Raw genomic sequence first — 24,531 nt, forward strand, 5'->3', positions numbered from 1 at the left:
ACCTTGGTTGCGGGAATCGAACACTGCGGCGCGAAGCGTCTCCGTTTGGGTGGTGGTGGGAGACGGGTGGGCGCAACCAAGGTGGCCTTCGGTGCTTCTCAGCGAGCGGCTGCCCAGGCGAGGAGGTCGTCGGCGGACAGGGTGTTGACGACATCGGCGGGCTCCACACCGCATTCGGTCGCCCGCACACAGCCGAACGGCAGCCAGCTGAGCTGCCCCGGCGCATGCGCGTCGCTGTCGATCGCGAACCGGCAGCCGATCTGCTTGGCCAGCCGCAACAACCGGCGCGGGGGGTCGAACCGTTCCGGCCGCGAGTTGATCTCCACGGCGACGTTGTTGTCCCTGCACGCGGTGAACACCGCCTCGGCATCGAACTCCGACTCCGGCCTGCCACGGCCGGTCACCAGCCTGCCGGTGCAGTGGCCCAGCACGTTGACCCTCGGGTTCGCCACCGCCGCCAGCATGCGCTGGGTCATCTCAGGCGCCGGCATTCGCAGCTGCGAATGCACGCTCGCGACCACGACGTCCAGCTCCGCAAGCAGCTCCGGTTCCTGATCGAGGGCGCCGTCAGCGAGGATGTCGACCTCGATGCCGGTGAGGATGCGAAACGGCGCCAGCGTGGTGTTGAGCTGGCGAACCAGATCCAACTGGCGGCGTAGCCGCTCCGCGCTGAGACCGTGCGCCACGGTGAGCCGGGGCGAGTGGTCGGTGAGCACGATGTAGTCGTGCGCGAGCCGGCGCGCCGCGTCGGCCATCTCGTCGACGGGACTGCCCCCGTCGGACCAGTCGGAGTGGGTGTGACAGTCACCGCGCAACGCCGCGTGCAGCGCGCCGCCGTCAGGGATGCCCGGCGCGCCGCGCGAGGCGAGGTCGGTCAGGTACGCCGGCTCGCGCCCCTGTACGGCATCGACGATCACCGCCGCGGTCGTCTTGCCGATCCCGCTGAGCGCGGTGAGCGTGCCCTGGTTGATCCGCGTCTCCAGCTCGCCCTCGGGCAACTCGGCCACGACGGTGGCGGCCCGGCGGAACGCGCGCACGCGGTAGCTCGGCTCCTCGGACCGCTCCAGGTGAAGCGCGATCTGCCGCAGTACCTTGACCGGATCCATCGTCACCTCGGCAGAGTATGCAGTTCGACATCGGTCAGCCGGCCATCGGCGATCCGGGCCGTCAGGTAGCTGCAGTGCGGCTGCCTGCGGCGATCCGTTGGCGAGCCCGGGTTGAGCAGGCGCAGCCCGCTGTCCGCGACGCTGTCCCACGGGATGTGGCTGTGGCCGAACACCAGCACATCGGCGTCCGGGAACGCACGGGCGCAGCGCTGCTCACGCCCTTTCGCCGCGCCGGTCTCGTGCACGACGGCGAGCCGCAAACCGTCCAGTTCCGCCCGCGCGACCTCGGGGAGCCGGGACCGCAACGACGGCCCGTCGTTGTTGCCGTGGACACCGATGACCCGCCGTGACCTCGCGTCGAGCTCGTCCAGCAGACCGGCGTCGACCCAGTCGCCCGCGTGCACGACGACGTCCGCCTGCTCCACCTCACGCCATACCTGCTCCGGCAGCCCGCCGGCCCGCTGGGGCACGTGCGTGTCGGCGATGATCAGCAATCGCATGGCACGCCCCTTCTGCCCACCCGGCGTCCCAGAGTAGCGCCGCACGGACGACGATCGAGATCTAATTGGAACATCGGCCATCCGCGGCGTGCGGCCTCACCCGCGACGGGGAAGGCAGCCCGGGAATGCTGCCGCCACCTGCGGAAACACTCCGCTGGACAAGGCACGGGGGGCATGCGGCCGAAGGGCGGAAGTCCGCGTATCTTGGCCGCGGAGTCCTGGCCCGTCGTCGCAGGACGTGGAGGGGTTGTGTTGCCACAGGATCACCAGTGGCCCGAGTCGCATGCCGAGAAGACGGACGTGCTGCCGGCCGTTCCCGCAGACTCCGGCACCGAAGCCACGGAGAATGCCAGCGAGGCCGCGCAAGCGCCGGCCGAAGCGACCGAAGCTACTCAGCAGATCGCACCGGCTGAGGCGACCCAGCAGGTCGCGCCCGCTGACAGCACCCCGCAGAGTGCTGCACCGGCCGAAGCGACGCAGCAGATCGCGCCGGTGGAGGCCACTCGGCACATCACCCCAACAGCCGAAGCGACCCAGCACATCGCGCCAGTCGAGGCCACCCAGCACATCGCCACACCGGCCTTCGGCCCAGCCGACCTTCCCACGCAGCGGATCAACCCGCTTCCCGGTGCGGGCGAGGGTAAGCAGACGAACGAGGACCTGTGGCGCTCGCTGCGCAGGCCCCTGCTGATCGCCGCCGGTGTGTTCGGCGTACTGGGCCTCGCCTACGTGACCGACCTGCTGGTCACCAGCGGTGACGTCCCCCGGGGTGTCGTCGTGGCCGGGGTCGAGGTCGGCGGCCTGAGCCACTCGGAGGCCGAGGCGAAGCTACGCGCCGAGCTGGAGCCGCGGCTGACCCAGCCGGTCAACTACACGGCCGGCGACGTCCAGGACTCGTTCCACCCCAAGGACGCGGGGTTGCGGCTGAACTGGCCCGCCACCCTGGAACAGGCCGGGGACCAGCCGCTCAACCCGTTCACGCGCATCTCGTCGTTCTTCAGCGACCGTGAAGTCGAGGTCGTCACCGAAGCCGAGCCCAACCAGCTCGAGAACGCGATGGCCGCGCTGCGGCAGAAGATCGACCACAAGCCGGTCGAGGGCAACATCGTCTTCGAGGGCGCCACGCCGAAGGCCGTGGAGCCGAAGAACGGCCAGCAGCTCGACGTCGCGACGGCGCAGGCCATGATCCTGACGGACTGGGCCGCCGGCAAACAGCTCACCCTGCCGGTCCAGTCCACCCCGGTGACCATCCCCTCCGAAGCCGTGCAGGCGGCATTGCGGGAGGTGGCGACTCCGGCCGTCTCCGGCCCGGTGATCGTGCACGGTGACGGTGCCGACGGCACGCTGACACCCGAGGAGATCGCGGCCGCGCTGACGTTCGCACCGGAGAACGGCAACCTGGTACCGAAGATCGACCAGAAGAAGATCATCGAGGGTGTCGGGCCAGACCTGGCCGCCACCGAGCGCGAGGGCAAGGACGCCGAGATCGTCTTCGACGGCGGTGCCCCCACGGTGGTGCCGAGCGAGGACGGCAACAAGATCAAGTGGGACACGACGCTCAAGCCCCTGCTGGACGTGCTCAAGCAGCAGGAGAACCGCGAGCTCACAGCCGAGTACGAGAAGAAGCCTGCGAAGGTGACGACCGAGGCGGCCAACCAGCTCGGCATCAAGGAGGTCATCGGAGAGTTCACCACCGGTGGCTTCAAGTCCGACTCCGGTGTCAACATCCGCAGGGTCGCCGAAGAGGTCAACGGCGCGATCGTCCAGCCAGGCGACACGTTCAGCCTCAACGGCCACACCGGCCCGCGCACCACGGCCGAGGGCTACGTCCCGGCCGGCATCATCCAGGACGGTGCGCCCGGTGAGGCGGTGGGTGGCGGCATCTCCCAGTTCGCGACGACGCTGTACAACGCCTACTACTTCGCCGGGATGCGGGACGCCGGTCACCAGGAGCACAGCTACTACATCTCCCGCTACCCGGAGGGCAGGGAGGCCACGGTCTTCCAGAACCCGGACGGCTCCAGCGTCATCGACCTGAGTTTCACCAACGACGGCCAGACCGGCGTGGCGATCCAGACCATCTGGACCCCGTCGGACATCACGGTGCGGCTATGGGGCACCAAGCGCTACGACGTCCAGTCGGTCACCGGCCCGCGTACCAACATGGTGCAGCCGGAGACCAAGGACGGCCCAGCCGACAACTGCCACCCGAGCAGCGGCGCACCCGGCTTCACCGTGACGGATACGCGGGTCCTGCGGGATGTGGGAAGCGGTGCGGTGGTCCGTGAGGAGAACAGGACCGTGAAGTACAACGCCCAGAACACCGTTGTCTGCAAGCGAAAGGATAGGGACGGCGACTGAGGGGTTCCAGCGCGGAAATCGGGTGGCCGTACGGACGGCTACCTGACAGGCTTGGACCGCTCGACACCGTCGTACCGGGAGGCATTTCAATGACCGACTCAGAACCGTCGCAGGACAACAACGGCTCGGACGACGACGTGAAGCGCCGGTTCCGCGAGGCACTCGAGCGCAAGCAGGCCAAGGCCAAGGCGGGTTCCGCACACGAGAGCGTGAGCTCCAAGGCCAGCCACGCGCACGGCCCCGCGGCCCACAAGCGCACTTTCCGCCGTAAGAGCGGCTGAGCCGAAGTGTCCCCCAAGGCCACCTTGGTTGCGCCCACCCGTCTCCCACCACCACCCAAAAGGAGACGCTTCGCGCCGCAGTGTTCGATTCCTGCAACCAAGGTGGCCTTGGGTGCTTTTACCGGGTGCTTTGCAGCGTGAGTATCGACCGCAGCCTCGGTACCTCGACCATGCGCCGTTCGGCGAGCCGGTCGGCGGCGGTCACCGGGGGCACGCCCTCCTCGGCCGAGAGCGCGAACACCGCCTTCGTCGTGTCGTAGATCTTCGTGACCCTGCGCTTGGCCCGCTCGAAGTCGAAGCCGTTCAGCTCGTCGCTGACCTGGACGACTCCTCCGGCGTTGACCAGGTAGTCGGGCGCGAACAGGATGCCGCGCTCGGCGAGCAGCTTCTCGACGCCGGGGTGACCGAGCTGGTTGTTCGCGGCGCCACAGACCACTCTGGCGCGCAGCGCGGGCACGGTGTCGTCATCGAGCACACCGCCCAGCGCGCACGGCGCGAAGACGTCCAGTTCGGCCCTGAGCAGGCTGTCGGCATCCTCGGCGACCTCGACCCCTGGATGTGCGGCGACGGCGCGTTCGATGGCCTGCTCGTTCACGTCGGTGATCACCACATCGGCACCGGCTTCGACGAGGTGCCCGGTCAGCACCAGCCCCACCTTGCCGACGCCCGAGACGCCGACCTGCCTGCCACGCAGTTCCGGCGTGCCCCAGGTGTACTCGGCGCTTGCCCGCATGCCCTGGAAGACGCCGTAGGCGGTCAGCACGGAGGAGTCGCCCGCGCCGCCGGAATCCGGTGAGCGGCCGGTGACGAAGCGGGTCTCGCGCGCGATCACGTCCATGTCCGCGACGTAGGTACCAACGTCGCAGGCGGTGATGTAGCGGCCGCCGAGCGACTGCACGAAACGCCCGTAGGCACGCAGCAGCGCCTCTGATTTGCTGGTCGCCGGGTCGCCGATGATCACGGCCTTGCCTCCGCCGAGGTCCAGTCCCGCGAGCGCGTTCTTGTAGGCCATGCCTTTGGACAGGGCGAGCACGTCATCGAGTGCGTCGCCCTCCGAGGCGTACGGGTAGAAGCGGGTACCGCCGAGTGCCGGCCCGAGCGCGGTGGAGTAGACCGCGATGATCGCCTTGAGCCCGGTATTGGCGTCATGGCAGAAGACAACCTGTTCATGGCCGCTTTCGCGGCCGAATACACCTTCGGTCACGGTGGTGACTCCTTATGATCTCCGGCTGACGTCTTGTGGGAGTAGCCGGCGATGTTGTCGGTTGTGTGACGGCGCCGGCCGCAGAGGTCGTCTCCGGCTGATCACCGCTGTGGCTCAACCTAAGCCAGCGAAAACGGAAAAGCCACTCCTCCATCGCCACGCCTCAGAGTTCCCTGCGCACCGCCCACAGATCGGGAAAAACCGGGGTGGACAGCGTGGTACGCAGGTAAGTCGCGCCGGAGGACCCACCCGTTCCCGCCTTGTCACCAATGGTGCGCTCGACCATCTTCACGTGCCGGTACCGCCACTCCTGCAGGCCCTCGTCAAGATCGACGAGCAGCTCGCACACCAGGGCCGGGCTCGTGTCGTCGCGATACACCTGCAGCAGCACCGCCTGTGTGGCTGGTGACGGCGCCAGCGGTGCGCGGACGTCCCGCTCACCGGGGATGTCGTAGCCGTGCGCCCGCAGGTAGATCAGGAAGGAATCGAACAGCGAAGGGCGCACCATGGCCGCGGCAATGCGTTCCCGCGCGGCGCTGCCCTGCGGATAGTGCTCGAACACCGCCCGGTCCCGCCTGCCCAGCACCGCCTCCAACTCACGGAACTGACCCGACTGGAACCCGCTCGCGGCGTCGAGCCGGGCGCGGAAAGTGGTGAACTGGCTGGGCGTCATCGTCTCCAGCACATCGATCTGCGCGACGACGACCTTCAGGATCGTGAGGATCCGCCGCAGCGTGCGGACCGCATGCGGGGTGTCGCCGTCCTCGAGGTGCCGCTGCAGGAACGCCAGCTCGTGCAGCAGCTGTTTGAACCACAGCTCGTACACCTGGTGGATGACGATGAACAGGAGTTCGTCGTGCTCGGCAGAGCGCGGGCGCTGCGCGCCGAGCACCTCGTCGAGTGCGAGGTAGGAGCTGTAGGTCAGCGTGGCCTGCTGATCGCTGTCGCTCATGCCTAGCCAGCTTAGAGGTCGCGCGGATAGGGGTCTCGGCTGAATTTCGGGGACACCCCGGACCCCGAGGCGTGGCGGCGATCCAGGTGGCGGGGTCCCGCAGGGACACAGCGCCGCCTGCCCGAACGTTCCCTATCTGCGTGACCTCCTAGGCAGCCTCGACCACCGCGTGGGACCTTGTCGCTGCCACGGTCACGGTGCCAAGCGCCGCGTGCACCGCGGCCTCGGCGAGCGCGGCCAGCTCCCGCCGGTCGGCGGCCCGGCCCGGCGCGATCTCCGGGCATACGAACACCTCCAGTACAAGGCCCCGCAGCCGGGCGACCCTGCGTAACGACTCGATCAGCGACTCCGGCCCGATGAACGCCGGCTGCGTGGTCTCCCTGCCGTCGCCGAGCCGGTACCGCAGGGCGAGCGGGCGCACGGGCACGCCGCCGTCGATCGCCGCCTGGAACGCCGCGGGCCGGAACCGGCCCGACGCGCGGCCACACCAGGTCGTGCCCTCCGGGGTCACGTTCACCAGTGAACCCGCGCGCAACGCAGCGGCGAGCTCGGCGACCGTCGCCGGCAGCGTCGACAGCCGCTCCCGGTCGAGGAAAACGTTCCCCGCGCCGGCAACCAGCCTGCCGAGCACCGGCCAGCCCGCGATCTCCTTCTTGGCCAGCGCTCGCATGGGCCGCACCGCGTTGACGGCGACGATGTCGAGCCAGGAGATGTGGTTGTTCACCACGAGCGCGCCGCGCCCGTCACCATCGAGCCTGCCGTGCACGACCAGCCGTACACCGAACGCGGCGAGCACACCGCGGAAGATCAGGCGGGCGACGCGTTCCCTGCGCGGGAGCACCGCCAGTAGGGGCAAGGCCAGCAGTGCCAGCAAGACGACACCGGCGGCAGCGGTCACCCGCGCGACGCGGCGCGGCAAGGCGACCACCGGCGCACCGGATGTGAGGCAGCCCGCGCCGCACGGCGACGTCGGCATCCAGGGGTGCGTCATGACTCGACACCGAGGAAGAACTTCAGGTAACGGGCGTCCATGCGCTGCAGGTCGAGCAGCACGAAGAAGTCGGCGACATCGAAGTCCGCGTCGTAGGCGGGCGGCCCGCACACCTGTGCGCCGAGGCGGATGTAGCCCCGCAGCAGCGGCGGCAGCACGGGCCGCGCGGGGCGGGCGATGTCGTCGCAGTCCCACGGTTTCCGCGGCGTGACCCGCTGCGACTCCGGGGCGTAGTGCTTGCCACGCACGATGTCCCACACGCCAGCGGCCGTGGCACCACCGTCGGCCAGCGGCACGGAGGCGCAGCCGACGAGGTAGCGGTGGCCGGACAGGAGCATGTAGCGGGCGATCCCGGCCCAGACCAGGCTCACCACGGCGCCGGTGCGGTGGGCGGGGTCGACGCAGGACCGGCCGGTCTCGACGAGGGATCCCCGCAGCCGCGCGAGGCTGCTCAGGTCGAACTCGGTGTCGGAGTAGAGCTGCCCGGCGCGCGCGGCCCGGTCGGGCGGCAGCATCCGGTAGGTGCCGACGATCTCGCCTGTGCTGTCGTGCCTGACCACGAGGTGGTCACAGAAGTCGTCGAAGTAGTCGGTGTCGAGGCCGGTGTCCGCGGAGCCGAGCCGAGCACCCAGCTCGCCGGCGAACACCCGGTAGCGGAGCCGCTGTGCGGCTGTGACCTCGTCGTTGTGGCTGGCGACGAGCAGCGAGTACCTCGCCGCGTCCTCGCCCGTCCGGTCAGTGCTGACAAGTAGCTGCGACCGCGTCATGCCCCAGATGGTCGCGGCGGGAGGGAAACCGTGCGGGGTGCCGGTCATGACCGGCGGCTGCACAATTCGTGAATAGCGCGTTCTCAGCTTTTTCTCAGCCGAGCCGTGGTTGGTGCGTCCCAAAAACCCCCAAGGCCACCTTGGTTGCAGCTGTCAAACACTGCGGCGCGAAGCGTCTCCGTTTGGGTGGTGGTGGGAGACGGGTGGGCGCAACCAAGGTGGCCTTGGGGGACGAAACGGCGGGCGGTCAGCCCTTTCGCTTGGCTACCTCGTCGGTGAGCTGCGGGGCGACGTTGAAGAGGTCGCCCACCACGCCGAAGTCGGCGATCTCGAAGATCGGCGCCTCGGAGTCCTTGTTCACCGCGACGATGGTCTTCGAGGTCTGCATGCCGGCGCGGTGCTGGATGGCTCCGGAGATGCCGAGCGCGATGTAGAGCTGCGGCGACACAGTCTTGCCGGTCTGCCCGACCTGGAACTGCGCCGGGTAGTAACCGGAGTCGACGGCCGCGCGGGACGCGCCGACGGCGGCACCGAGCGCGTCGGCGAGCTTCTCCACGACGTCGAACTTCTCCGCGGAGCCGACACCGCGGCCACCGGAGACGACGATCGAGGCCTCGGTGAGCTCCGGCCGGTCGCCGCCGACGATCGGTTCGATGCCGGTGATCTTCGTCGACTTCGCCGGGTCGACCGCGGGCAGCGACACCGGCTCCTCCGCAGCCGCTCCCGCGGCAGGCGCCGCCTCGACCGCGCCCGGCCGCACCGAGATGACCGGCGTGCCGCTGGCTACCTTCGCCTTGACGGAGAAGGCCCCACCGAAGATCGACTGGTCCACCGAGCCGTCGGCGTTGACTTCGACCGCGTCGACGAGCAGACCGCCGCCGAGCCGGATGGCGAGCCTGCCCGCCACCTCCTTGCCCTCGGCGGTCGCGGGCACGAGCACCGCGGCCGGGGACGCCTGCGCGGCGACGGTCGCGAGCGCGTCGACCTTCGGGGTCACCAGGTAGCCGACGGCGTCCTCGGACTCGGCGACGTACACCTTCGCAGCACCGTAGGAGGCGAGCGCCTCCTTCACCTTGCCCGCGGAGCCGGGGGCACCGACGACGACCGCGGACGGCTCGCCGAGCGCGCGCGCCGCGGTGAGCAGCTCGAGGGTGACCTTCCTGACCTCACCGTCGACGTGGTCGACGAGCACCAGTACTTCAGCCATGAGTGACGTCTCCTTGTCTCAGATGAGTTTCTGGCCGACCAGGTACTCGGCGACCTTCACGCCGCCGTCACCCTCGTCGTCGACCCGCCGGCCTGCCGTGCGCGGGGGCTTCGGCGAGGCCTCGACCACGGTCGACCACGCGTTGGCCAGACCCACCTCGCCCGCGTCGACACCGAGGTCGGCGACGGTGAGGGTCTCCACCGGCTTCTTCTTCGCGGCCATGATGCCCTTGAACGAGGGGTACCGCGGCTCGTTGATCTTCTCGGTGACACTGACGACCGCGGGCAGGCTCGCTTCCAGGTGCGTGAGGCCCTCCTCGGTCTCGCGGTCCACCCGCACGGTGCCGCCGTCGATGGTCAGCTGGCGAGCGTGGGTCAGCTGCGGGAGCCCGAGCAGCTCGGCGAGCATGGCGGGAATGGCGCCACCCCTGCCGTCCGAGGCTTCGTTACCGGCGATGACCAGGTCGCAGCCGTCGACCCTGCCCACCGCGGCGGCGATGACCTTGGCGGTCGCCACCAGGTCGGAGCCGTGCAGCGACCCGTCGGAGACATGGATCGCCTTGTCTGCACCCATCGAAAGGGCCTTGCGGATCGCGTCGGTGGCGCGATCGGGACCGACACACAGGACGGTCACCTCGCCCTCGCCGGCTTCCTTGATCTTGAGCGCTTCCTCGACAGCGCGCTCGTTGATCTCGTCGATCACCGCATCGGCGGACTGACGGTCCAGGGTGTGGTCACTCTCGTTGAGCTTGCGCTCCGAGTAGGTGTCCGGCACCTGCTTGACCAGGACAACGATGTTGGTCATGGATCTCCTTCGGCGCACGCAGAGCGTTACTGGGCAGTAGATTATTCGGAAACTCCGCCGTCGGCGCCCCGAGGTGACGGCCTTCACCCGGATTCGCAATCTACTGGGACCATAGTCCTAAAACTCGCTCAGCACTGCGAGAGCTACGTCCTGTGCCCGCTTGACCGCCGAAAGTCGCAGCGCGCTCCTTCTAACGGGTGGTTACAAGGTCTAACCTCCGGGAGGTGCCCGTTGCCGTGATCACCGATTCGACCGCCTGTCTGCCCGAACAGCTGGCGGCCCAGTGGGGCATCTCCGTCGTCCAGGTCCAGATCGTGGCCGGCGACCGCATCGACGACGAGTCCCGGTTCGAGCGGGCCGAGTTGATCGAGATGCTGCGCACGGGACGGGCCGTCAGCACCAGACCGCCCGACCCGGGCGCCTTCTTCTGGACCTACCAGGACGCGGTGAGCGCCGGCGCCGATGCGATCGTGAGCCTGCACATCTCGAGCAAGTTGTCGGCCACCATCGAGGCTGCCCGCGAAGCCGCCCAGCAGGTCAAGGTGCCCGTTTACGTTCTGGACAGTGGCACCACCAGCATGAGCCTCGGCTTCGCCGCGCTGTCCGCGGCACGCACCGCGGCGGCCGGCGGCAGGGTGGAACGCGTCATGGAGGCGGCCGACCGCCGCGTCCGCGCGTGCAGTGAGCTGCTCTACGTCGACACACTGGAGTTCCTGCGCCGTGGCGGGCGCATCGGGGCCGCCTCAGCGCTGCTGGGGAGCGCACTGGCGATCAAACCGTTGCTCACCGTCCAGAACGGTCAGGTCGCGCCACTCACCCGCGTACCGGGTTCTCGCCGGGCGCTGTCGAAGCTCGCCGATCTCGCGGTGCAGCGGGCAGGGGCGGCGCCGGTGGACGTCGCGGTGGCCTGTGTCGTGCCGTCGGACCGGGAGCTCACCATCGTGCAGCACCTGCGTTCCCGCATCCCTGCGCTCAAGGACATCCTGCTGGTGCAGGCCAGCACGGTCATCACAGCCCATGTCGGGCCACGGGCACTCGGGATTACGGTCGCCCCCACCCTCTAGCTCTAGCCCACAACCCGCGAGTCCCCCACTCAGTCCCGCGAGTCCCCCACTCAGGCCTGCGAGTTGCCCGCTCAGTCCCGCGAGTTGCCCGGTTCGTCGGCGGCGAGCGCACGCAACGTCGCGTGCATGTCCGCGATGGCGGGCCTGTCGGCCGGGTCCGGTGAGAGGCAGGCGTCGATCAACTCCCGCAACGGGCCCGGCAATCGTGGCCGCAGGGTCCGGATCGGCTCCGCTCGCCTGGTCAGCTGCGGGCACTCGCCCTTCTTCGCATCCGGTGTGTCGAACGGCGCGTGGCCGGTGGCCGCCTCGTACAGGGTCAACCCGATCCCCCAGCTGTCGGCGGCCTCGGTCACCCGATCGCCACGAGCCTGCTCGGGGGACAGATAGTCAGGGGTGCCCAGCCCCGGCGGGCAGGTGGCACCAATGGGACGGGTCAGGCTCAGGTCGAGCACCCGCGCGAACCCGGCTGGATCGGCGATCACGTTGCTCGGGCTGACGTCGAGGTGCAGGTAGCCGTGGTCGTGCAGGTAGCCGATCGCCGAGCACAGTTGCACACCGAGGTTGACGAGCTCGGCCGCGGGAAGTCTGCGGGCGCGCTCGTCCAGGATCTCCTCGAGGTCCGGACCGGTCAGCATCTCCAGCACGAGCACCGGCGCCCCCGTGTCCGGCACATGGTGCAGGGCGTAGGCACGCACCCAGTAGGGATGAGTGAACGACAGCAGCAGACGCGCTTCCAGCTCCAATGCCGCCACCACCTCCGCGTCGTCGAGTCTGTCGGGCCGCACCGTCTTGAGCACGCACGGGCAGTAGCGCTCGTGGCTGTAGGCGTCGTAGAGGACGAACTCGTCCCCCTCGTCCATGAGCTCGATCACGTCGTAGTCGGCTAGCAGTCGCGGGCGTGCAGCAGTCGTGGTCATCCGAGCCTCCCGGCCGTTCAGGAGCGCGCCACCGGCGCACCGTCAGTAGGCACCCGCTGGTGCAGCTGGAACTGGTGTGCGTAGCTGCCGGCCAGCGCCATCAGTTCTGCATGGGTACCCCGCTCGACGACCCGTCCACCTTCCAGCACCACGATCTCGTCGGCGTCACGCACGGTGTGCAGGTCGTGCGCGGCGAGGATCGTGCTGCGGCCGGACATCAGCCGGTGCAGCGGCCCCATGATCCGTTGCGCCGTGCCGGCGTCCAACCCTGTGGTCGGCTCGTCCAGCAACAACACGGGGGCATCGCGCAGTAGTGCCCTGGCGATGGACAGCCGCTGGCGTTGCCCACCGGAGAGCAGCCGACCGCGCGGACCGATGCGGGTGTCGTAGCCCGACGGAAGAGCACGGATGAACTCATCGGCCTCGGCAGCGGCAGCGGCCGCGACCACCTCGGCGTCGGAGGCCCCCGGCTTGCCCCACAGGATGTTGTCCCGGACGGTCCCGTCGAGCACCGCGGCATCCTGGAGCACGGTGCCGATGTGCGTACGAAGTTCCCGCTGCCGCACCGTTCGGAGGTCGTGGCCGTCGAGGCTGACCACCCCGGACGTGGGATCGTAGAAGCGCAGGATCAGGTTCAGCACCGTCGACTTCCCCGACCCGCTCACGCCGACGAGGGCCGTGGTCTGGCCAGGCCGGACGGTCAGGCTCAACTCGCTCAGCGCGTCCCGCGACGCGCCGGGGTAGCGGAAGGTCACCCGGTCGAAGGTCACGACTCCTCGGGCACGGTCAATGGGAACCGGCTCCGCGGGATCGGCCACAGTTGGCCGCTCGTCCAGCAGCTCGATGATCCGCTCAGCGCCGGCCAATGCCGTGAACACCTGGCTGCCGAGCTCACCGAGCCCGCGGATCGGTGCGTAGAGCTGGCTGAGGAACCCGATGAACACGAGCAACCCACCAAGGGTCAGCCCGCCCCTGGCCAACTGCCAGACACCGAGTCCGATCACCGCCAGCGCGCCGACCAGTTCAAGCATGTCGACCATCGGGCTGAACAGAGCACGGACGCGGGTGGCCGCCATCTCGGCGTAGAACGCGGCCCGGCTCTGTTCGTTGAACCTGTCCATCTCGGCCTGCTCGCGGCCGTACGCCCGGATGAGCGTGGCGTTGCCAAGGCTCTCCTCGGCGACCGCGCTGATCGCACCGGAGCGGCGTCGCTCTTCTCTGGTGGCGACCTTGATCTTCCGGGTGAACCACCGGGCGAGCTGGAAGAACACCGGCACGCCGATCAGTGCGGCCAATGCGAGCGGCCAGCTCAGGTAGAACAGGAACCCGGTGAACACCGCGATCGTCACGGCAAAGGAGAACGCCGAGGTGACTCCGGAGAGCACGAGCACTTCGATCGCCTCGGTGTCGGTGACGATCCGCGCGAGCGTGTCACCGAGCCTTCGGCGATTGAAGAAGTCAACGGACAGCTCGTGCAGGTGCTCGTACACGTCGTTGCGGAGCCGCCAGAGGAAACGCTCTGCGATCCATTCCGACAGATAGTGCTCGGAGAATCCGACGACGCCCATCAGCAGCGTCAGCACCACGTACGCGATGGCGATCTGGGGAAATATGTCGAAATCGCGGGGGACGACCACGTCGTCGACGAGGATCATGAAGATCCACAGCACACCCGCTTCGAGCACCGGCTGAATCAGGAGAAGACAGACTGCCGTAAAAAGTCGCGCCCGAAAGCCTCGAGTGTAGGGCCAGAAACGACGGAAGATCGAGACGAATGCGAGCGCAGGAGCCGCGGCGACGAGCTCGTCTTCTCGGCGAGCCGTCGCCGCGGCCGTTTGCTGGTCAGACGATGGCGACGTCATCGCGCTCCCATCGTTCGGGCACGAAAAGTTAGCTTGAACACCATCGTCAGCCCAACCTCAGGGTCCATCACCACCAGCGCCTGCAGGACCTGCGCCTACGACGGCTCTTGCGACGGCGGTGACGACGACGACGTCGGTGCCCATCGAATGACATGATTTTCTCCTCTGCATAGTTGTTTACCCCTCAACGTGAATATACGTATGGGCCCTCCGAGCGTTTCAACCTCGACTCATGATTTTTTCTTCCCCATAACCATTTCCCTGCCGGTGGCAGACTCTTTACCGCTCCATTAGCTGCCACTCACCGGAAATCGAGCCAAGGCGACGTTATTCGGTCACGAGGAATTGGAATTCCTAGGACGCAGTTGCCGACGAACTGTCAGATTAGGCTGCGCGCCCGCGTTAATTGCGCGTATGGCTCGGCAGGGGGTCAGGCCCGCAGCCCGCCGCCGGACGAACACGCCCTGGGTATGGTTGGACACGCGAAGCGGACGAGTGCGGCGGAAGGGACGACGATGGCATCGCTGTTCAGCAAGGTGGCGCGGTTCGCGGCGAGCCCGCAGGGCAGGCAGCTGATCGCGAAGGCGAAGCGGGTGGCCACCGACCCCAGAACTCGCAGGCAGGCCAAGGACGCCATGGACAAGCTCCGCAACCGCGGCAAGGACAACCCGCCTCCCGCCGGATCGTGATGCCACCGGGCCCCGGGACCGCACCAGCCAGGGCCATGACCTTGCACCTCACGGGCGAGCGCACGGTACCGGGTGTGCGGGAAGAGAACTACTGGTTTCGCCGCCATGAGGCCGCCTACGACGCACTGCTCCCCTACTGCGCGGGCGCGGTCGTGCTCGAGGCCGGCTGTGGTGAGGGCTACGGCGCCGCGTTGATCACGCAGGTAGCCGCACGGGTCGTGGCGCTGGACTACGACGAGGCCGCGACGGCGCACGTCGCCAGGCGGTACCCGCGGGCCCACGCCGTCCGCGGCAACCTGGCCTTCCTGCCGATCGGCACCGCCTCGGTGGACATCGTCGCCAACTTCCAGGTGATCGAGCACCTCTGGGATCAGGCCGGCTTCCTCGCCGAATGCCGCCGGGTGCTCCGTCCCGGTGGCAGACTGCTCGTCACCACGCCCAATCGGCTCACCTTCACGCCGGACAGCGACACCCCGCTCAACCCGTACCACACCAGGGAATTCGCACCGTCCGAACTGGACGAACTGCTCCGGGATGCCGCATTCTCCGTGGAGCTCCTCCACGGACTGCATCACGGTCCCGCCCTCCGGGCGCTTGACGAGAGCTACGGCGGCTCGATCATCGATGCTCAGCTCGATGTCGTCATGGGCGAGCTGCCGGGACAGGCCACGTGGCCCGCCGGACTGCTCGGCGACATCGCGGCCATCCGCGCCGAGGACTTCACCGTCCACGGCTCCGAACTGGAGGCGAGCCTGGACCTCGTCGCCGTGGCGGTGCGGCGATGAGCGAACGGGAAGGGACCTTCTGCCTGGTCCTGCACAGCCACCTGCCGTGGTTGGCACACCACGGGAACTGGCCGGTCGGCGAGGAGTGGTTGTATCAGGCGTGGGCGCACTCGTACCTGCCGATCGCCGGGTTGCTGCGGCGGTTCGCCGACGAGGGCAGGCGGGATGTGCTGACGCTCGGTGTGACGCCGGTGCTGGCGGCACAGCTCGACGATCCGTACTGCCTGCGCGGCCTCCACGACTGGCTCGGGCACTGGCAGCTGCGCGCCCAGCACGCCGCGGCGCTGTGGCAGGGCAGGCCGGAGCTCGCCGAGCTCGCGGCGGCGGAGCATCGCGCGGCCACAACCGCGCTCGGCGAGTTCGAAAACCGTTGGCGGCACGGCTTCTCACCCATCCTTCGCTCCTTTGTGGACAGCGATGTCATCGAGCTTGTCGGCGGGCCGCTGACGCATCCGTTCCAGCCACTGCTGGACGAGCGGGTCCGGACGTTCGCGTTGCGGGGTGGGCTTGCCGACACCGCGCTGCGCACCGGGCACCGGCCCGCAGGCATCTGGGCACCCGAATGTGGCTACGCACCGGGAATGGAGCACGGCTACGCGGCAGCCGGGGTACACCGCTTTCTCGTCGACGGGCCATCCCTGCGCGGGGATACGGCCGCCGCGCGCACGGTCGGCGAGTCCGATGTCGTGTGTTTCGGCCGCGATCTCGACGTCACCTACCGGGTATGGTCGCCGAAGGCGGGCTACCCAGGGCACGCCGCCTACCGCGACTTCCACACCTGGGCACACGAGGTGGGCCTCAAACCCTCTCGCGTGACGGGCAAGCACATCGCCCCGGCCGACAAGGCGCCCTACGAGCCAGCATTGGCCGCCGACACGGTGCGCGTGCACGTCAAGGATTTCGTGGACACCGTGGTCGCCCGCCTGCGCGCGCTGCGTGCCCAGCACGGGCGGGAGTCCCTCGTCGTGGCCGCCTATGACACCGAGCTGTTCGGCCACTGGTGGCACGAGGGACCGGCCTGGCTGGAGGGTGTGCTGCGCGCGCTGCCGGAGGCAGGCGTACGCGTGACGACACTGCGCGGCGCCGTGGGGGCAGGGCACGTCGGTGGTCCGGTGGAGCTGCAGGCGTCGTCCTGGGGTTCCGGCAAGGACTGGCGGGTGTGGGACGGCGAGCAGGTCGCCGATATGGTCCAGGCCAACGCCGGGCTCCAGCAACGCCTTCTCGCCGTGCGCTCCTCCCGCGCGCACCGCGACCGGATCGCCGATCAGCTGGTCACCGAGGCGATGCTGGCGTTGTCGAGCGACTGGGCCTTCATGGTCACCAAGGACTCGGCCGCCGACTACGCACGGCGCCGCGCCCGTGTGCACACCGAACGCTTCGACGAACTCGCCGCACTGCACCGCAGCGGCGACCCGGCGGCCGCGCAGCGCGCGGCGGAGTTCCGCACACTGACGCAGCCCTTCGGCCACCTGGACGCGCGCGCACTCGGTTAGCTCACCCGCCGTGCCCGTCGGTGGAGCCTGCGGCGATCACCGCCTGGTTGCACGCCGCGACCACGGGCACCGCCACCTTGACGACCCTGCGGTCGTAGGTGATCAGGCCGTTGACCTCGTTCTCCACGTCCGTGGTCTGCGTGTAGATGGCGCCGGACAACCCCAGCTGCCGCACCACGCCTTCCACATCCGCGATCACCTCGGTGTAGCGCCGGGTGAGATCGTCCCTGCTGCCGGTCATCTCGTAGGCCACCGGCGCACCCGGCCAGACATGCCCGTCGAGCACAAGGCCGAGGCCGCCGTACTCGCCGTCGACCGTGGCCCTGGTGTCGCGCACCAGCGGCCGGCCGGGGCCGACGTAGGTGTGGTCGTCGTAGATGTCGCCCGCACCGGAATCCGGATGGGAATGGCAGCAGTTCACCCCGCTGTCCGCGATGACCAGCCGGGCCGGGTCGGCGGCCTTGACCTCCTTGGCCAGCCTCGCCGTGTCGTACTCGCCCCAGCCCTCGTTGAACGGCACCCACACCACCAGCGCGGTAACACTGCGCAGCTGGTCGATGATCGCGGCCAGCTCCGCCTCGAACCGCTGGCGGGTCACGGCGACCGGCGGCGACTGCGGGCCCGGCGGGTTGTCCAGGACCACCGGCGGCGACGGGATGTCCTGCCATACCAACAGCCCCAGCCGGTCGGCCCAGTAGTACCAGCGCGCGGGCTCCACCTTGGCGTGCTTACGAACCGTGTTGAACCCGAGCGCCTTGGTCTGCTCGAGGTCGAACCGCAGCGCCTCGTCGGTCGGCGCCGTGTAGATGCCGTCCGGCCAGTACCCCTGGTCGAGCAACCCGTGCAGGAACGTGATGCGGCCGTTGAGCGCGATCCGCGGCCTGCCGTGGCCGTCGGTGACCAGGCCGACCGTGCGCAGCCCCGCATGGCTGCGCACCTCGTCGAGTACCTGCCCGGCATCGCCGAGCACGCGCACCGTCAGGTCGTAGAGGTACGGGTCGTCAGGGCTCCACAGGTGCGGGTCACGCACGTCGAGCCGCAGCGGCTCGCCCGGGTTGCCACTCGCGCGGGCGACCTCGGCGCCGCCCGGCTCCGACGCCACGACCTCGACCCGCTCCTCCCCCGCATGCGCGACTCCGGCCGTCACGTCGAGGCCGGTGAGGTCGGAGCCGATGTCGAGCCTGTCGACATAGACATCCGGTACGGCTTCGAGCCAGACGGTCTGCCAGATGCCCGATGCGCCGGTGTACAGGATCCCGGCGGGCTGATTGGCCTGCTTGCCGACCGGGAAGGTCCCCGCGTTGCCGAGATCGTCGGCACGCACCACGATCTCCTGTTCCGCGCCGTCGCGCAGCACGGCCGTGATGTCGACGCTGAACGCGGTGTAGCCGCCCTCGTGCCGGGTGACCAGTTGGTGGTTGACCCATACCGTGGCGATCTGGTCGACCGCTCCGAAATGCAACAGCACCCGCCCGCCGCGCCAGCGCTCCGGCACCTCGAACGTGCGGCGGTACCACAGCTGCTCGGCGCGCTGCCGGATGCCGGACAGGGCCGACTCAGGCGGGAACGGCACGAGGATCTGCTCACCCCTGCGCACCTCGCCGTCACCGATCCGGCTGGAGTACTCCCACCAGCCGTTGAGGCTGCGCCAACGCTCGCGCATCAGCTGCGGCCGGGGATGTTCGGCCAGCACCCGCTCGGGCACCACCTGGTCGGTCCACGGGGTGGACAGCGCGGGAAACTCCCGGCTCGCTACCGGCATCGTGTCGTGTTGTTCGTCATGGCCAGGCACACCACTGTTCTCAGGCGCTCCGTCGGTCATTGTCCCGATACTGGCAGATCGGACGCGTCGGCGAACACATGCGACCCGTGAGTAACCTCCAAGCATGCGCGTGCTGATGCTCTCGTGGGAGTACCCGCCTGTCGTGGTCGGCGGGCTCGCCAGGCATGTCCACGCACTGGCGCGTCATCTCGCCAAGGACGGGCACGAGGTGACGGTGCTGTGCCGGCACGTCGCGGGCACCGACGCCGAGACCCACCCGACGACCAACCGGATGGCCGAGGGTGTCCGGATCATCAGGGTCGCCGAGGACCCCATGCACGTGACCTTCGAACGCGATCTCGTGGCCTGGACGCTCTCGATGGGGCACGCGATGACCCGCGCCGGAACCGAGCTGCTGCGCACCTGGCGGCCGGAGGTCGTCCACGCGCACGACTGGCTGGTCACCCACCCGGCGATCGCGCTCGCGGAGGCCGCGCGGGTACCGCTCGTCGGCACGCTGCACGCGACCGAGGCGGGCAGGCATTCGGGGTGGCTGTCCCATCCCCTCAACCAGCAGGTGCATTCGGTGGAGTGGTGGCTGGCCAACCGCGCCGACGCGCTGATCACCTGCTCGCAGGCAATGCGCCGCGAGGTCGCGCAGCTGTTCGAGATCGAGGCCGACGGCATCACCGTGATCCACAACGGCATCGAGGAGCGCGGCTGGCAGGTGCCCGCCGACGAAATCGCCAAGGCCAGGGCAACGCACAGCACCGGCGGCGCCCCGCTGCTGCTCTACTTCGGCAGGCTGGAATGGGAGAAGGGCGTGCAGGACCTGCTGGCGGCGCTGCCGGCGATCCGGCGAAGGCATCCCGGAACACGCCTTGTCGTGGCCGGCAAGGGCAGGCATCTCGAGGAGCTTGTCGAGCAGTCCCGGCGGCTTCGCCTCGTGCGCGCGGTGGACTTCGTCGGGCACCTGTCCGACCGTGAGCTGCGTGCCGTGCTGGCTGCCGCCGACGCGGTGGTCCTGCCCAGCAGGTACGAACCGTTCGGCATCGTGGCGCTCGAAGCGGCAGCCGCACGAAGGCCGCTCGTCGCCTCCACCGCCGGCGGGCTCGGCGAGGTCGTCGTGCACGGGGAGACCGGGCTGGCGTTCACACCCGGCGACGTCAACGGCATCGCCGACGCCGTGGACGCGGTGCTCGCCGACGGCGGGGCGGCCGGTGAGCGGGCGCTGGCCGCGCAGTCCCGGCTGGCGGCCGACTTCGACTGGACCCGGATCGCGGCGGCCACCGCGCGGGTCTACCAGCGCACCCGCCTCGGGGAGCCACCGGTGCTCGGCCGCCCGAAGATCGCGACGGGTAACGCGTTCGAACCGTGAGCGCTCTCAGAGTTCGCGGCGGTACCGGGCGACGTAGCGTGCGCGGATCTCGGCTTCGGCGGCCTCCTGCGCCGCGGCGCGTGTCGCCCGCGCTGTGCCGTGCGGGTAGCCGTGCTTGACGATCCGGTGCTCGGCGCTTTCGTGCATGTAGGCGAAGGAATAGAAGTAGCCGACGAGTGCCGCCATCAGGCACAGGGCAAGGCGCAGCCCGAGCGGGCCGGGCAGTAGCAACCAGACCGCGGTCAGCGGCGCGACCAGCACGGTGCTGCGGGCGGCGTGCCGCCACATCCAGGCCTTGCTGGTGACGTCGTGCAGAACCCATTCCCGCAGGTTGCCCGGGAGCTTGCCACCGGCCGCGTACCACAGCCACTGCATCGGGTTCGGTCGTCGCCTCGGCATGTTTAGCAGTCTAATAGTTAGTGTACTAATTGATAGGGTGAGGCTCGTGACATCGATCGACCTGAGTGAGGACCCGCTGGCACTCGACCGGCAGGTCTGCTTCGCCCTTTCCGTCGCCTCGCGCAGCGTCATCGCCATCTACCGGCCGCTGCTGGAGCCGTTCGGGCTCACCCACCCCCAGTACCTGGTCCTGCTGGCGCTGTGGGAGCGCTCGCCCCGTTCGGTCCGCGACCTCGGCCAGACACTGCGCGCCGAACCGGCGACGCTCTCGCCACTGCTGAAACGGCTGGAGGCGCTCGGCTACGTCAGCAGGCAGCGCAGCGCGAGCGATGAGCGGGCGCTGGCGGTGTCGCTGACCGCCAAGGGCAGGCGGTTGCGGCGGGAGGCGGAGAAGATCCCGTACCGCGTCGTGGAACGGCTCGGCATGGAGGTCGCCGAGCTGGAACAGCTGCATGCCGTGCTGACGCGGGTCATCGAGGCCACCAGGTGACCCGCCCTAGAAAAGCGGAAGGAGCTTGCCGTACTCGCTTTCGGGACGCGGACCATGGATGCGCCGTTCCGATTCCGCGATGGGGTAGTCGTTGATGCTCGCCTCCCGACGGCGCATCAGGCCTTCGTCGGTGAACTCCCACAACTCGTTGCCGTAACTGCGCCACCATTGGCCTTCGCGGTCGTGGCACTCGTACTGGAAGCGCACGGCGATCCGGTCTCCCCTGAACCCCCAGAGTTCCTTGCGCAGGGCGTAGTCCAGCTCGCGCTGCCACTTCTCCCGCAGGAACGCGATGATCTGGGCGCGGCCGACGACGTGCCGGTCGCGGTTACGCCACACCGAGTCCTCGGTGTAGGCAAGCGCAACCCGATCGGGGTCACGAGTGTTCCAGGCATCTTCGGCCGCCTGGACCTTCTGCGCGGCGGTGGTCTCGTCGAACGGCGGGAACGGCGGTCGTGACGTCATTGCCTCAGGCTACGACCGCCAACGACTCCCGCCGTCCCGGCACAGGGGCATCGCCAGTGCCGCGGGGCGCACTGGCGATGCCCCTCCCGCTCCGTTACCTCCCCGAGCCGGTCAGGTAACGGGCGTAGCCCCCTGTGGTGAAGAAGCCGGGCAGCTTCTCCCCCAGCGCCGTATCGACGAAGATCTCCCGAGCGTCGGCCAGCCGGTTGTCCGTGCCGAGCTCGGCACGGACCGTGGCCAGTTCCTCGTCGAGCCACGCACGGACGACGTCATCGGTGAGGGCCGTGCCGTCGGCGAGCTTGGTGCCGTTGCGAATCCACTGCCACACCTGGCATCGCGCGATCTCCGCCGTGGCGGCATCCTCCATGAGGTCGGCGATCGCCGCCGCACCGGTGCCGCGCAACCATGAGTCGACGTAACGCAGCGCCACGTTGATGTTGGCCCGCACGCCGCCTGCGGTGACCTCCCCGCCGGCGCTGGCAACGTCGAGCAGGTCCACCTCGGTGACCACGACGTCCTCACGCAGCCTGCCGAGCTGGTTCGGCCAGCCCCCGAGCACGCTGTCGAACACCTTGCGGCACACCGGAACCAGACCGGGGTGCGCGACCCAGGAGCCGTCGAAGCCGTCCGCGGCCTCGCGCTCCTTGTCCTCGCGGACCTTGGCCAGCGCGATGGCGTTGACGTCCGGGTCCCTGCTCGGAATGAAGGCGGACATGCCGCCGATCGCATGTGCACCCCGCTTGTGACAGGTCCGCACCAGCAGCTCGGTGTAGGCCCGCATGAACGGCACCGTCATCGTGACCTGCGCGCGGTCGGGCAGCACGAAGTCCGCGCCCGCGTAGCCGAAGGTCTTGATGATGCTGAAGATGTAGTCCCACCGGCCCGCGTTGAGCCCGGCCGCGTGCTCGCGCAGCTCGTAGAGGATCTCCTCCATCTCGAAGGCCGCGGAGATGGTCTCGATCAGCACGGTCGCCCGGATGGTGCCCTGCGGCAGCCCGATCTCCCGCTGTGCGAACCGGAAGACGTCGTTCCACAGCCGCGCCTCGAGATGACTCTCCAGCTTCGGCAGGTAGAAGTACGGTCCGGCCCCCTTGGCGACGAGTCGCCTTGCGTTGTGGAAGAAGTAGAGCCCGAAGTCGACGAGACTGGCCGACACGGGACGGCCGTCGATGCGGATGTGCTTCTCCACCAGGTGCCAGCCACGCGGGCGGGCCACGATCGTGGCCGGGTCCTCGCCGATCACGTATCGCTTGCCGTTGTCGGTGAAGTCGATGTCACGCCGGATCGCATCGAACAGGTTGAGCTGACCGTCCACCACGTTGCGCCAGGTCGGGGACGTGGCGTCCTCGAAGTCGGCAAGCCACACCCTGGCCCCGGAGTTGAGCGCGTTGACGGTCATCTTCCGGTCGGTGGGACCGGTGATCTCCACGCGCCGGTCCTCCAGCCCTGGGGCCGGAGGGGCCACCTGCCACGACGGGTCGCTGCGGATCCAGCGCGTCTCGGGCAGAAAACCCAGTTGCTCGTGTCCCGAGGTGATCCGCTCCCGCCTGCGCCGCCGGGCGTCCAGCAGCTCCCGGCGCGTGCCGGCGAACGCGTTGTCCAGCTTGGCGACGAACTCCAGCGCCGCTGGCGTGAGGATCTCGTCGAACCGCTCGCCGACGGGACCGGCGACCTCGAGCCGGTAGTTGAGCGTGTCAGCCATCTCGTCGTCCCTTCACGAGGTCAGAACTGCGCTTCTTCGGTCGAGCCGGTGAGTGCGGTCGTGGAGCTCTCCGGGTTCAGCGCGGTGCTGACCTGGTCGAACCAGCCGGTGCCGACCTCGCGCTGGTGCCGGGTGGCGGTGTAGCCGCGCTCCTCGGCCGCGAACTCGCGCTCCTGCAGGTCGACGTAGGCGCTCATGCCCTCGGCGGCGTAGCCCTTGGCCAGGTCGAACATCGAGTAGTTCAGCGCGTGGAAGCCAGCCAGGGTGATGAACTGGAACTTGTAGCCCATGTGGCCGAGCTCGCGCTGGAACTTCGCGATCGTGGCGTCGTCGAGGTGCTTGCGCCAGTTGAACGACGGCGAGCAGTTGTAGGCCAGCAGCTGGTCCGGGTACTTGGCCTTGATGGCCTCGGCGAACGTGCGCGCCACCTCGAGGTCCGGCTCGGAGGTCTCCATCCACAGCAGATCCGCGTACTCCGCGTAAGCGAGGCCACGGTCGATGCACGGATCGATGCCGTTGCGCACCTTGTAGAAGCCTTCGGAGGTGCGCTCGCCGGTGATGTACTTGCGGTCGCGCTCGTCGACATCGCTGGTGATCAGCGTTGCGGCCTGCGCATCGGTGCGGGCGACGACGATCGACGGCACGTTGAGCACGTCGGCGGCAAGCCGCGCGGCGTTCAGCGTGCGCTCGTGCTGCTTGGTCGGGATGAGGACCTTGCCGCCGAGGTGGCCGCACTTCTTCTCCGACGCGAGCTGGTCCTCCCAGTGCACACCGGCTGCTCCGGCGGCGATCATCCCCTTCATCAGCTCGAACGCGTTGAGCGGGCCGCCGAAACCGGCCTCGGCGTCGGCGACGATCGGGGCGTACCAGTCGATGCCGGTGCTGCCCTCGGCCCAGGTGATCTGGTCGGCGCGGGCGAGCGCGTTGTTGATCCGGCGGACCACCGCGGGCACCGAGTTCGCCGGGTAGAGGCTCTGGTCCGGGTAGGTCTGCCCGGCGAGGTTGGCGTCGGCGGCGACCTGCCAGCCGGAGAGATAGATGGCCTTGAGCCCGGCGCGGACCTGCTGCACCGCCTGGTTACCCGTCAACGCGCCCAGCGAGTGCACGTACTCCTCGGTGTGCAGCAGCTTCCACAGCCGCTCGGCACCACGGCGGGCCAGGGTGTGCTCCTCGACGACACTGCCACGCAGCTTCACCACGTCAGCTGCCGAGTAGGACCGCCGCACACCCTGCCAGCGGGGGTCGGACTCCCACTTCTTGGCCAGCTCGGCCGCTTCCTGCTCGAAGGACACAGTCATCGGGTCACTCCCACGTTTGCGAACTTTGCGATTCCTCGCTTGTGCACCTTGACC

At 69.0% G+C, this 24,531-nt stretch carries 23 protein-coding genes; 8 read left to right on the forward strand and 15 right to left on the reverse strand.

From position 1 onward, the window contains the following. Positions 1-98 precede the first annotated feature (98 nt). Positions 99-1,106, reverse strand: a complete 1,008-nt coding sequence (locus tag ABZ863_RS16850) for a PHP domain-containing protein (protein WP_358536342.1) — start codon at positions 1,104-1,106, stop codon at positions 99-101. 2 nt (positions 1,107-1,108) lie between these two features. After that, complete coding sequence (locus tag ABZ863_RS16855) at positions 1,109-1,606, reverse strand: metallophosphoesterase (RefSeq protein ID WP_358536169.1); 498 nt, start codon at positions 1,604-1,606, stop codon at positions 1,109-1,111. 252 nt (positions 1,607-1,858) lie between these two features. Here ABZ863_RS16855 and ABZ863_RS16860 point away from each other — a divergent pair, with 252 nt between their 5' ends. Both ABZ863_RS16860 and ABZ863_RS16865 read left to right on the forward strand, forming a co-directional pair. Then, positions 1,859-3,967 carry a VanW family protein gene (locus tag ABZ863_RS16860; protein ID WP_358536346.1) on the forward strand — a complete coding sequence of 703 codons (2,109 nt, stop codon included), beginning with the start codon at positions 1,859-1,861 and terminating at the stop codon, positions 3,965-3,967. Positions 3,968-4,056: 89 nt separating this feature from the next. Further along, positions 4,057-4,248 (forward strand): DUF5302 domain-containing protein, encoded by a 192-nt coding sequence (locus tag ABZ863_RS16865; protein WP_358536170.1) that lies wholly within the window; start codon positions 4,057-4,059, stop codon positions 4,246-4,248. 118 nt (positions 4,249-4,366) lie between these two features. Here the strand turns inward: ABZ863_RS16865 and ABZ863_RS16870 are convergent, their stop codons facing one another. The 6 genes from ABZ863_RS16870 to ABZ863_RS16895 all read right to left on the reverse strand — a co-directional run bounded on the left by ABZ863_RS16870 (position 4,367) and on the right by ABZ863_RS16895 (position 10,173). Continuing rightward, entirely contained in the window at positions 4,367-5,452 is a 1,086-nt protein-coding gene (locus ABZ863_RS16870) for a Glu/Leu/Phe/Val dehydrogenase dimerization domain-containing protein (protein ID WP_358536171.1), read from the reverse strand. Positions 5,453-5,615: 163 nt separating this feature from the next. Continuing rightward, on the reverse strand, positions 5,616-6,404 hold the full coding sequence (locus tag ABZ863_RS16875) for a tryptophan 2,3-dioxygenase family protein (RefSeq protein WP_358536172.1): 789 nt from the start codon (positions 6,402-6,404) through the stop codon (positions 5,616-5,618). Between the two features lie 148 nt (positions 6,405-6,552). After that, the gene (locus ABZ863_RS16880) at positions 6,553-7,395 is read right to left on the reverse strand and encodes a lysophospholipid acyltransferase family protein (RefSeq protein WP_358536173.1); all 843 of its coding nucleotides are present in this window, start codon (positions 7,393-7,395) and stop codon (positions 6,553-6,555) included. Continuing rightward, the gene (locus tag ABZ863_RS16885; protein ID WP_358536174.1) at positions 7,392-8,162 is read right to left on the reverse strand and encodes a GNAT family N-acyltransferase; all 771 of its coding nucleotides are present in this window, start codon (positions 8,160-8,162) and stop codon (positions 7,392-7,394) included. Before ABZ863_RS16885 ends, ABZ863_RS16880 begins: the two co-directional genes overlap by 4 nt. Positions 8,163-8,409: 247 nt before the next feature. Next, positions 8,410-9,369, reverse strand: coding sequence for an electron transfer flavoprotein subunit alpha/FixB family protein (locus ABZ863_RS16890; RefSeq protein WP_358536175.1), 960 nt, complete (start codon positions 9,367-9,369; stop codon positions 8,410-8,412). 18 nt (positions 9,370-9,387) lie between these two features. Further along, entirely contained in the window at positions 9,388-10,173 is a 786-nt protein-coding gene (locus ABZ863_RS16895) for an electron transfer flavoprotein subunit beta/FixA family protein (RefSeq protein ID WP_358536176.1), read from the reverse strand. A gap of 224 nt (positions 10,174-10,397) precedes the next feature. Here ABZ863_RS16895 and ABZ863_RS16900 point away from each other — a divergent pair, with 224 nt between their 5' ends. Beyond that, positions 10,398-11,237, forward strand: a complete 840-nt coding sequence (locus tag ABZ863_RS16900) for a DegV family protein (protein ID WP_358536177.1) — start codon at positions 10,398-10,400, stop codon at positions 11,235-11,237. A 71-nt stretch (positions 11,238-11,308) separates the two neighbouring features. Here the strand turns inward: ABZ863_RS16900 and ABZ863_RS16905 are convergent, their stop codons facing one another. Both ABZ863_RS16905 and ABZ863_RS16910 read right to left on the reverse strand, forming a co-directional pair. After that, entirely contained in the window at positions 11,309-12,154 is an 846-nt protein-coding gene (locus ABZ863_RS16905; RefSeq protein WP_358536178.1) for a serine/threonine-protein kinase, read from the reverse strand. A gap of 17 nt (positions 12,155-12,171) precedes the next feature. Beyond that, positions 12,172-14,016 (reverse strand): ABC transporter ATP-binding protein, encoded by a 1,845-nt coding sequence (locus tag ABZ863_RS16910; RefSeq protein ID WP_358536180.1) that lies wholly within the window; start codon positions 14,014-14,016, stop codon positions 12,172-12,174. A 515-nt stretch (positions 14,017-14,531) separates the two neighbouring features. Here ABZ863_RS16910 and ABZ863_RS16915 point away from each other — a divergent pair. From ABZ863_RS16915 to ABZ863_RS16925, 3 genes are read left to right on the forward strand one after another with little or no spacing between them, the layout of a single operon-like run. Then, on the forward strand, positions 14,532-14,705 hold the full coding sequence (locus tag ABZ863_RS16915; protein ID WP_358536182.1) for a hypothetical protein: 174 nt from the start codon (positions 14,532-14,534) through the stop codon (positions 14,703-14,705). Positions 14,706-14,740: 35 nt separating this feature from the next. Further along, a complete protein-coding gene (locus ABZ863_RS16920) occupies positions 14,741-15,490 on the forward strand; it encodes a class I SAM-dependent methyltransferase (RefSeq protein ID WP_358536184.1) in 750 nt (249 codons plus the stop codon). Then, positions 15,487-16,983 carry a glycoside hydrolase family 57 protein gene (locus ABZ863_RS16925; protein ID WP_358536186.1) on the forward strand — a complete coding sequence of 499 codons (1,497 nt, stop codon included), beginning with the start codon at positions 15,487-15,489 and terminating at the stop codon, positions 16,981-16,983. Before ABZ863_RS16920 ends, ABZ863_RS16925 begins: the two co-directional genes overlap by 4 nt. Before the next feature lies 1 nt (position 16,984). Here ABZ863_RS16925 and ABZ863_RS16930 read toward each other — a convergent pair whose 3' ends face one another. Continuing rightward, complete coding sequence (locus ABZ863_RS16930) at positions 16,985-18,745, reverse strand: sugar-binding domain-containing protein (protein WP_358536349.1); 1,761 nt, start codon at positions 18,743-18,745, stop codon at positions 16,985-16,987. A 124-nt stretch (positions 18,746-18,869) separates the two neighbouring features. Between ABZ863_RS16930 and ABZ863_RS16935 the strand changes: the two genes are divergently transcribed. Further along, positions 18,870-20,123 carry a glycosyltransferase family 4 protein gene (locus ABZ863_RS16935; RefSeq protein ID WP_358536188.1) on the forward strand — a complete coding sequence of 418 codons (1,254 nt, stop codon included), beginning with the start codon at positions 18,870-18,872 and terminating at the stop codon, positions 20,121-20,123. Positions 20,124-20,129: 6 nt separating this feature from the next. On the opposite strand, the gene ABZ863_RS16940 is transcribed toward ABZ863_RS16935, so the two are convergent. Continuing rightward, positions 20,130-20,522, reverse strand: a complete 393-nt coding sequence (locus ABZ863_RS16940; protein WP_358536190.1) for a DUF5313 family protein — start codon at positions 20,520-20,522, stop codon at positions 20,130-20,132. A 46-nt stretch (positions 20,523-20,568) separates the two neighbouring features. On the opposite strand from ABZ863_RS16940, the gene ABZ863_RS16945 reads away from it, so the two are divergent. Beyond that, entirely contained in the window at positions 20,569-21,012 is a 444-nt protein-coding gene (locus ABZ863_RS16945) for a MarR family transcriptional regulator (RefSeq protein ID WP_358536192.1), read from the forward strand. Between the two features lie 6 nt (positions 21,013-21,018). On the opposite strand, the gene ABZ863_RS16950 is transcribed toward ABZ863_RS16945, so the two are convergent. From ABZ863_RS16950 to aceA, 3 genes are all read right to left on the reverse strand, one after another. Then, entirely contained in the window at positions 21,019-21,477 is a 459-nt protein-coding gene (locus ABZ863_RS16950; RefSeq protein WP_358536194.1) for a nuclear transport factor 2 family protein, read from the reverse strand. 94 nt (positions 21,478-21,571) lie between these two features. Further along, positions 21,572-23,179 carry a malate synthase A gene (gene aceB, locus ABZ863_RS16955; RefSeq protein WP_358536196.1) on the reverse strand — a complete coding sequence of 536 codons (1,608 nt, stop codon included), beginning with the start codon at positions 23,177-23,179 and terminating at the stop codon, positions 21,572-21,574. Between the two features lie 20 nt (positions 23,180-23,199). After that, on the reverse strand, positions 23,200-24,477 hold the full coding sequence (gene aceA / locus ABZ863_RS16960; RefSeq protein ID WP_358536198.1) for an isocitrate lyase: 1,278 nt from the start codon (positions 24,475-24,477) through the stop codon (positions 23,200-23,202). Positions 24,478-24,531 lie beyond the last annotated feature (54 nt).

This window comes from Saccharomonospora sp. NPDC046836 (assembly GCF_040645195.1).
Classification (GTDB): Bacteria; Actinomycetota; Actinomycetes; order Mycobacteriales; family Pseudonocardiaceae; genus Prauserella_A.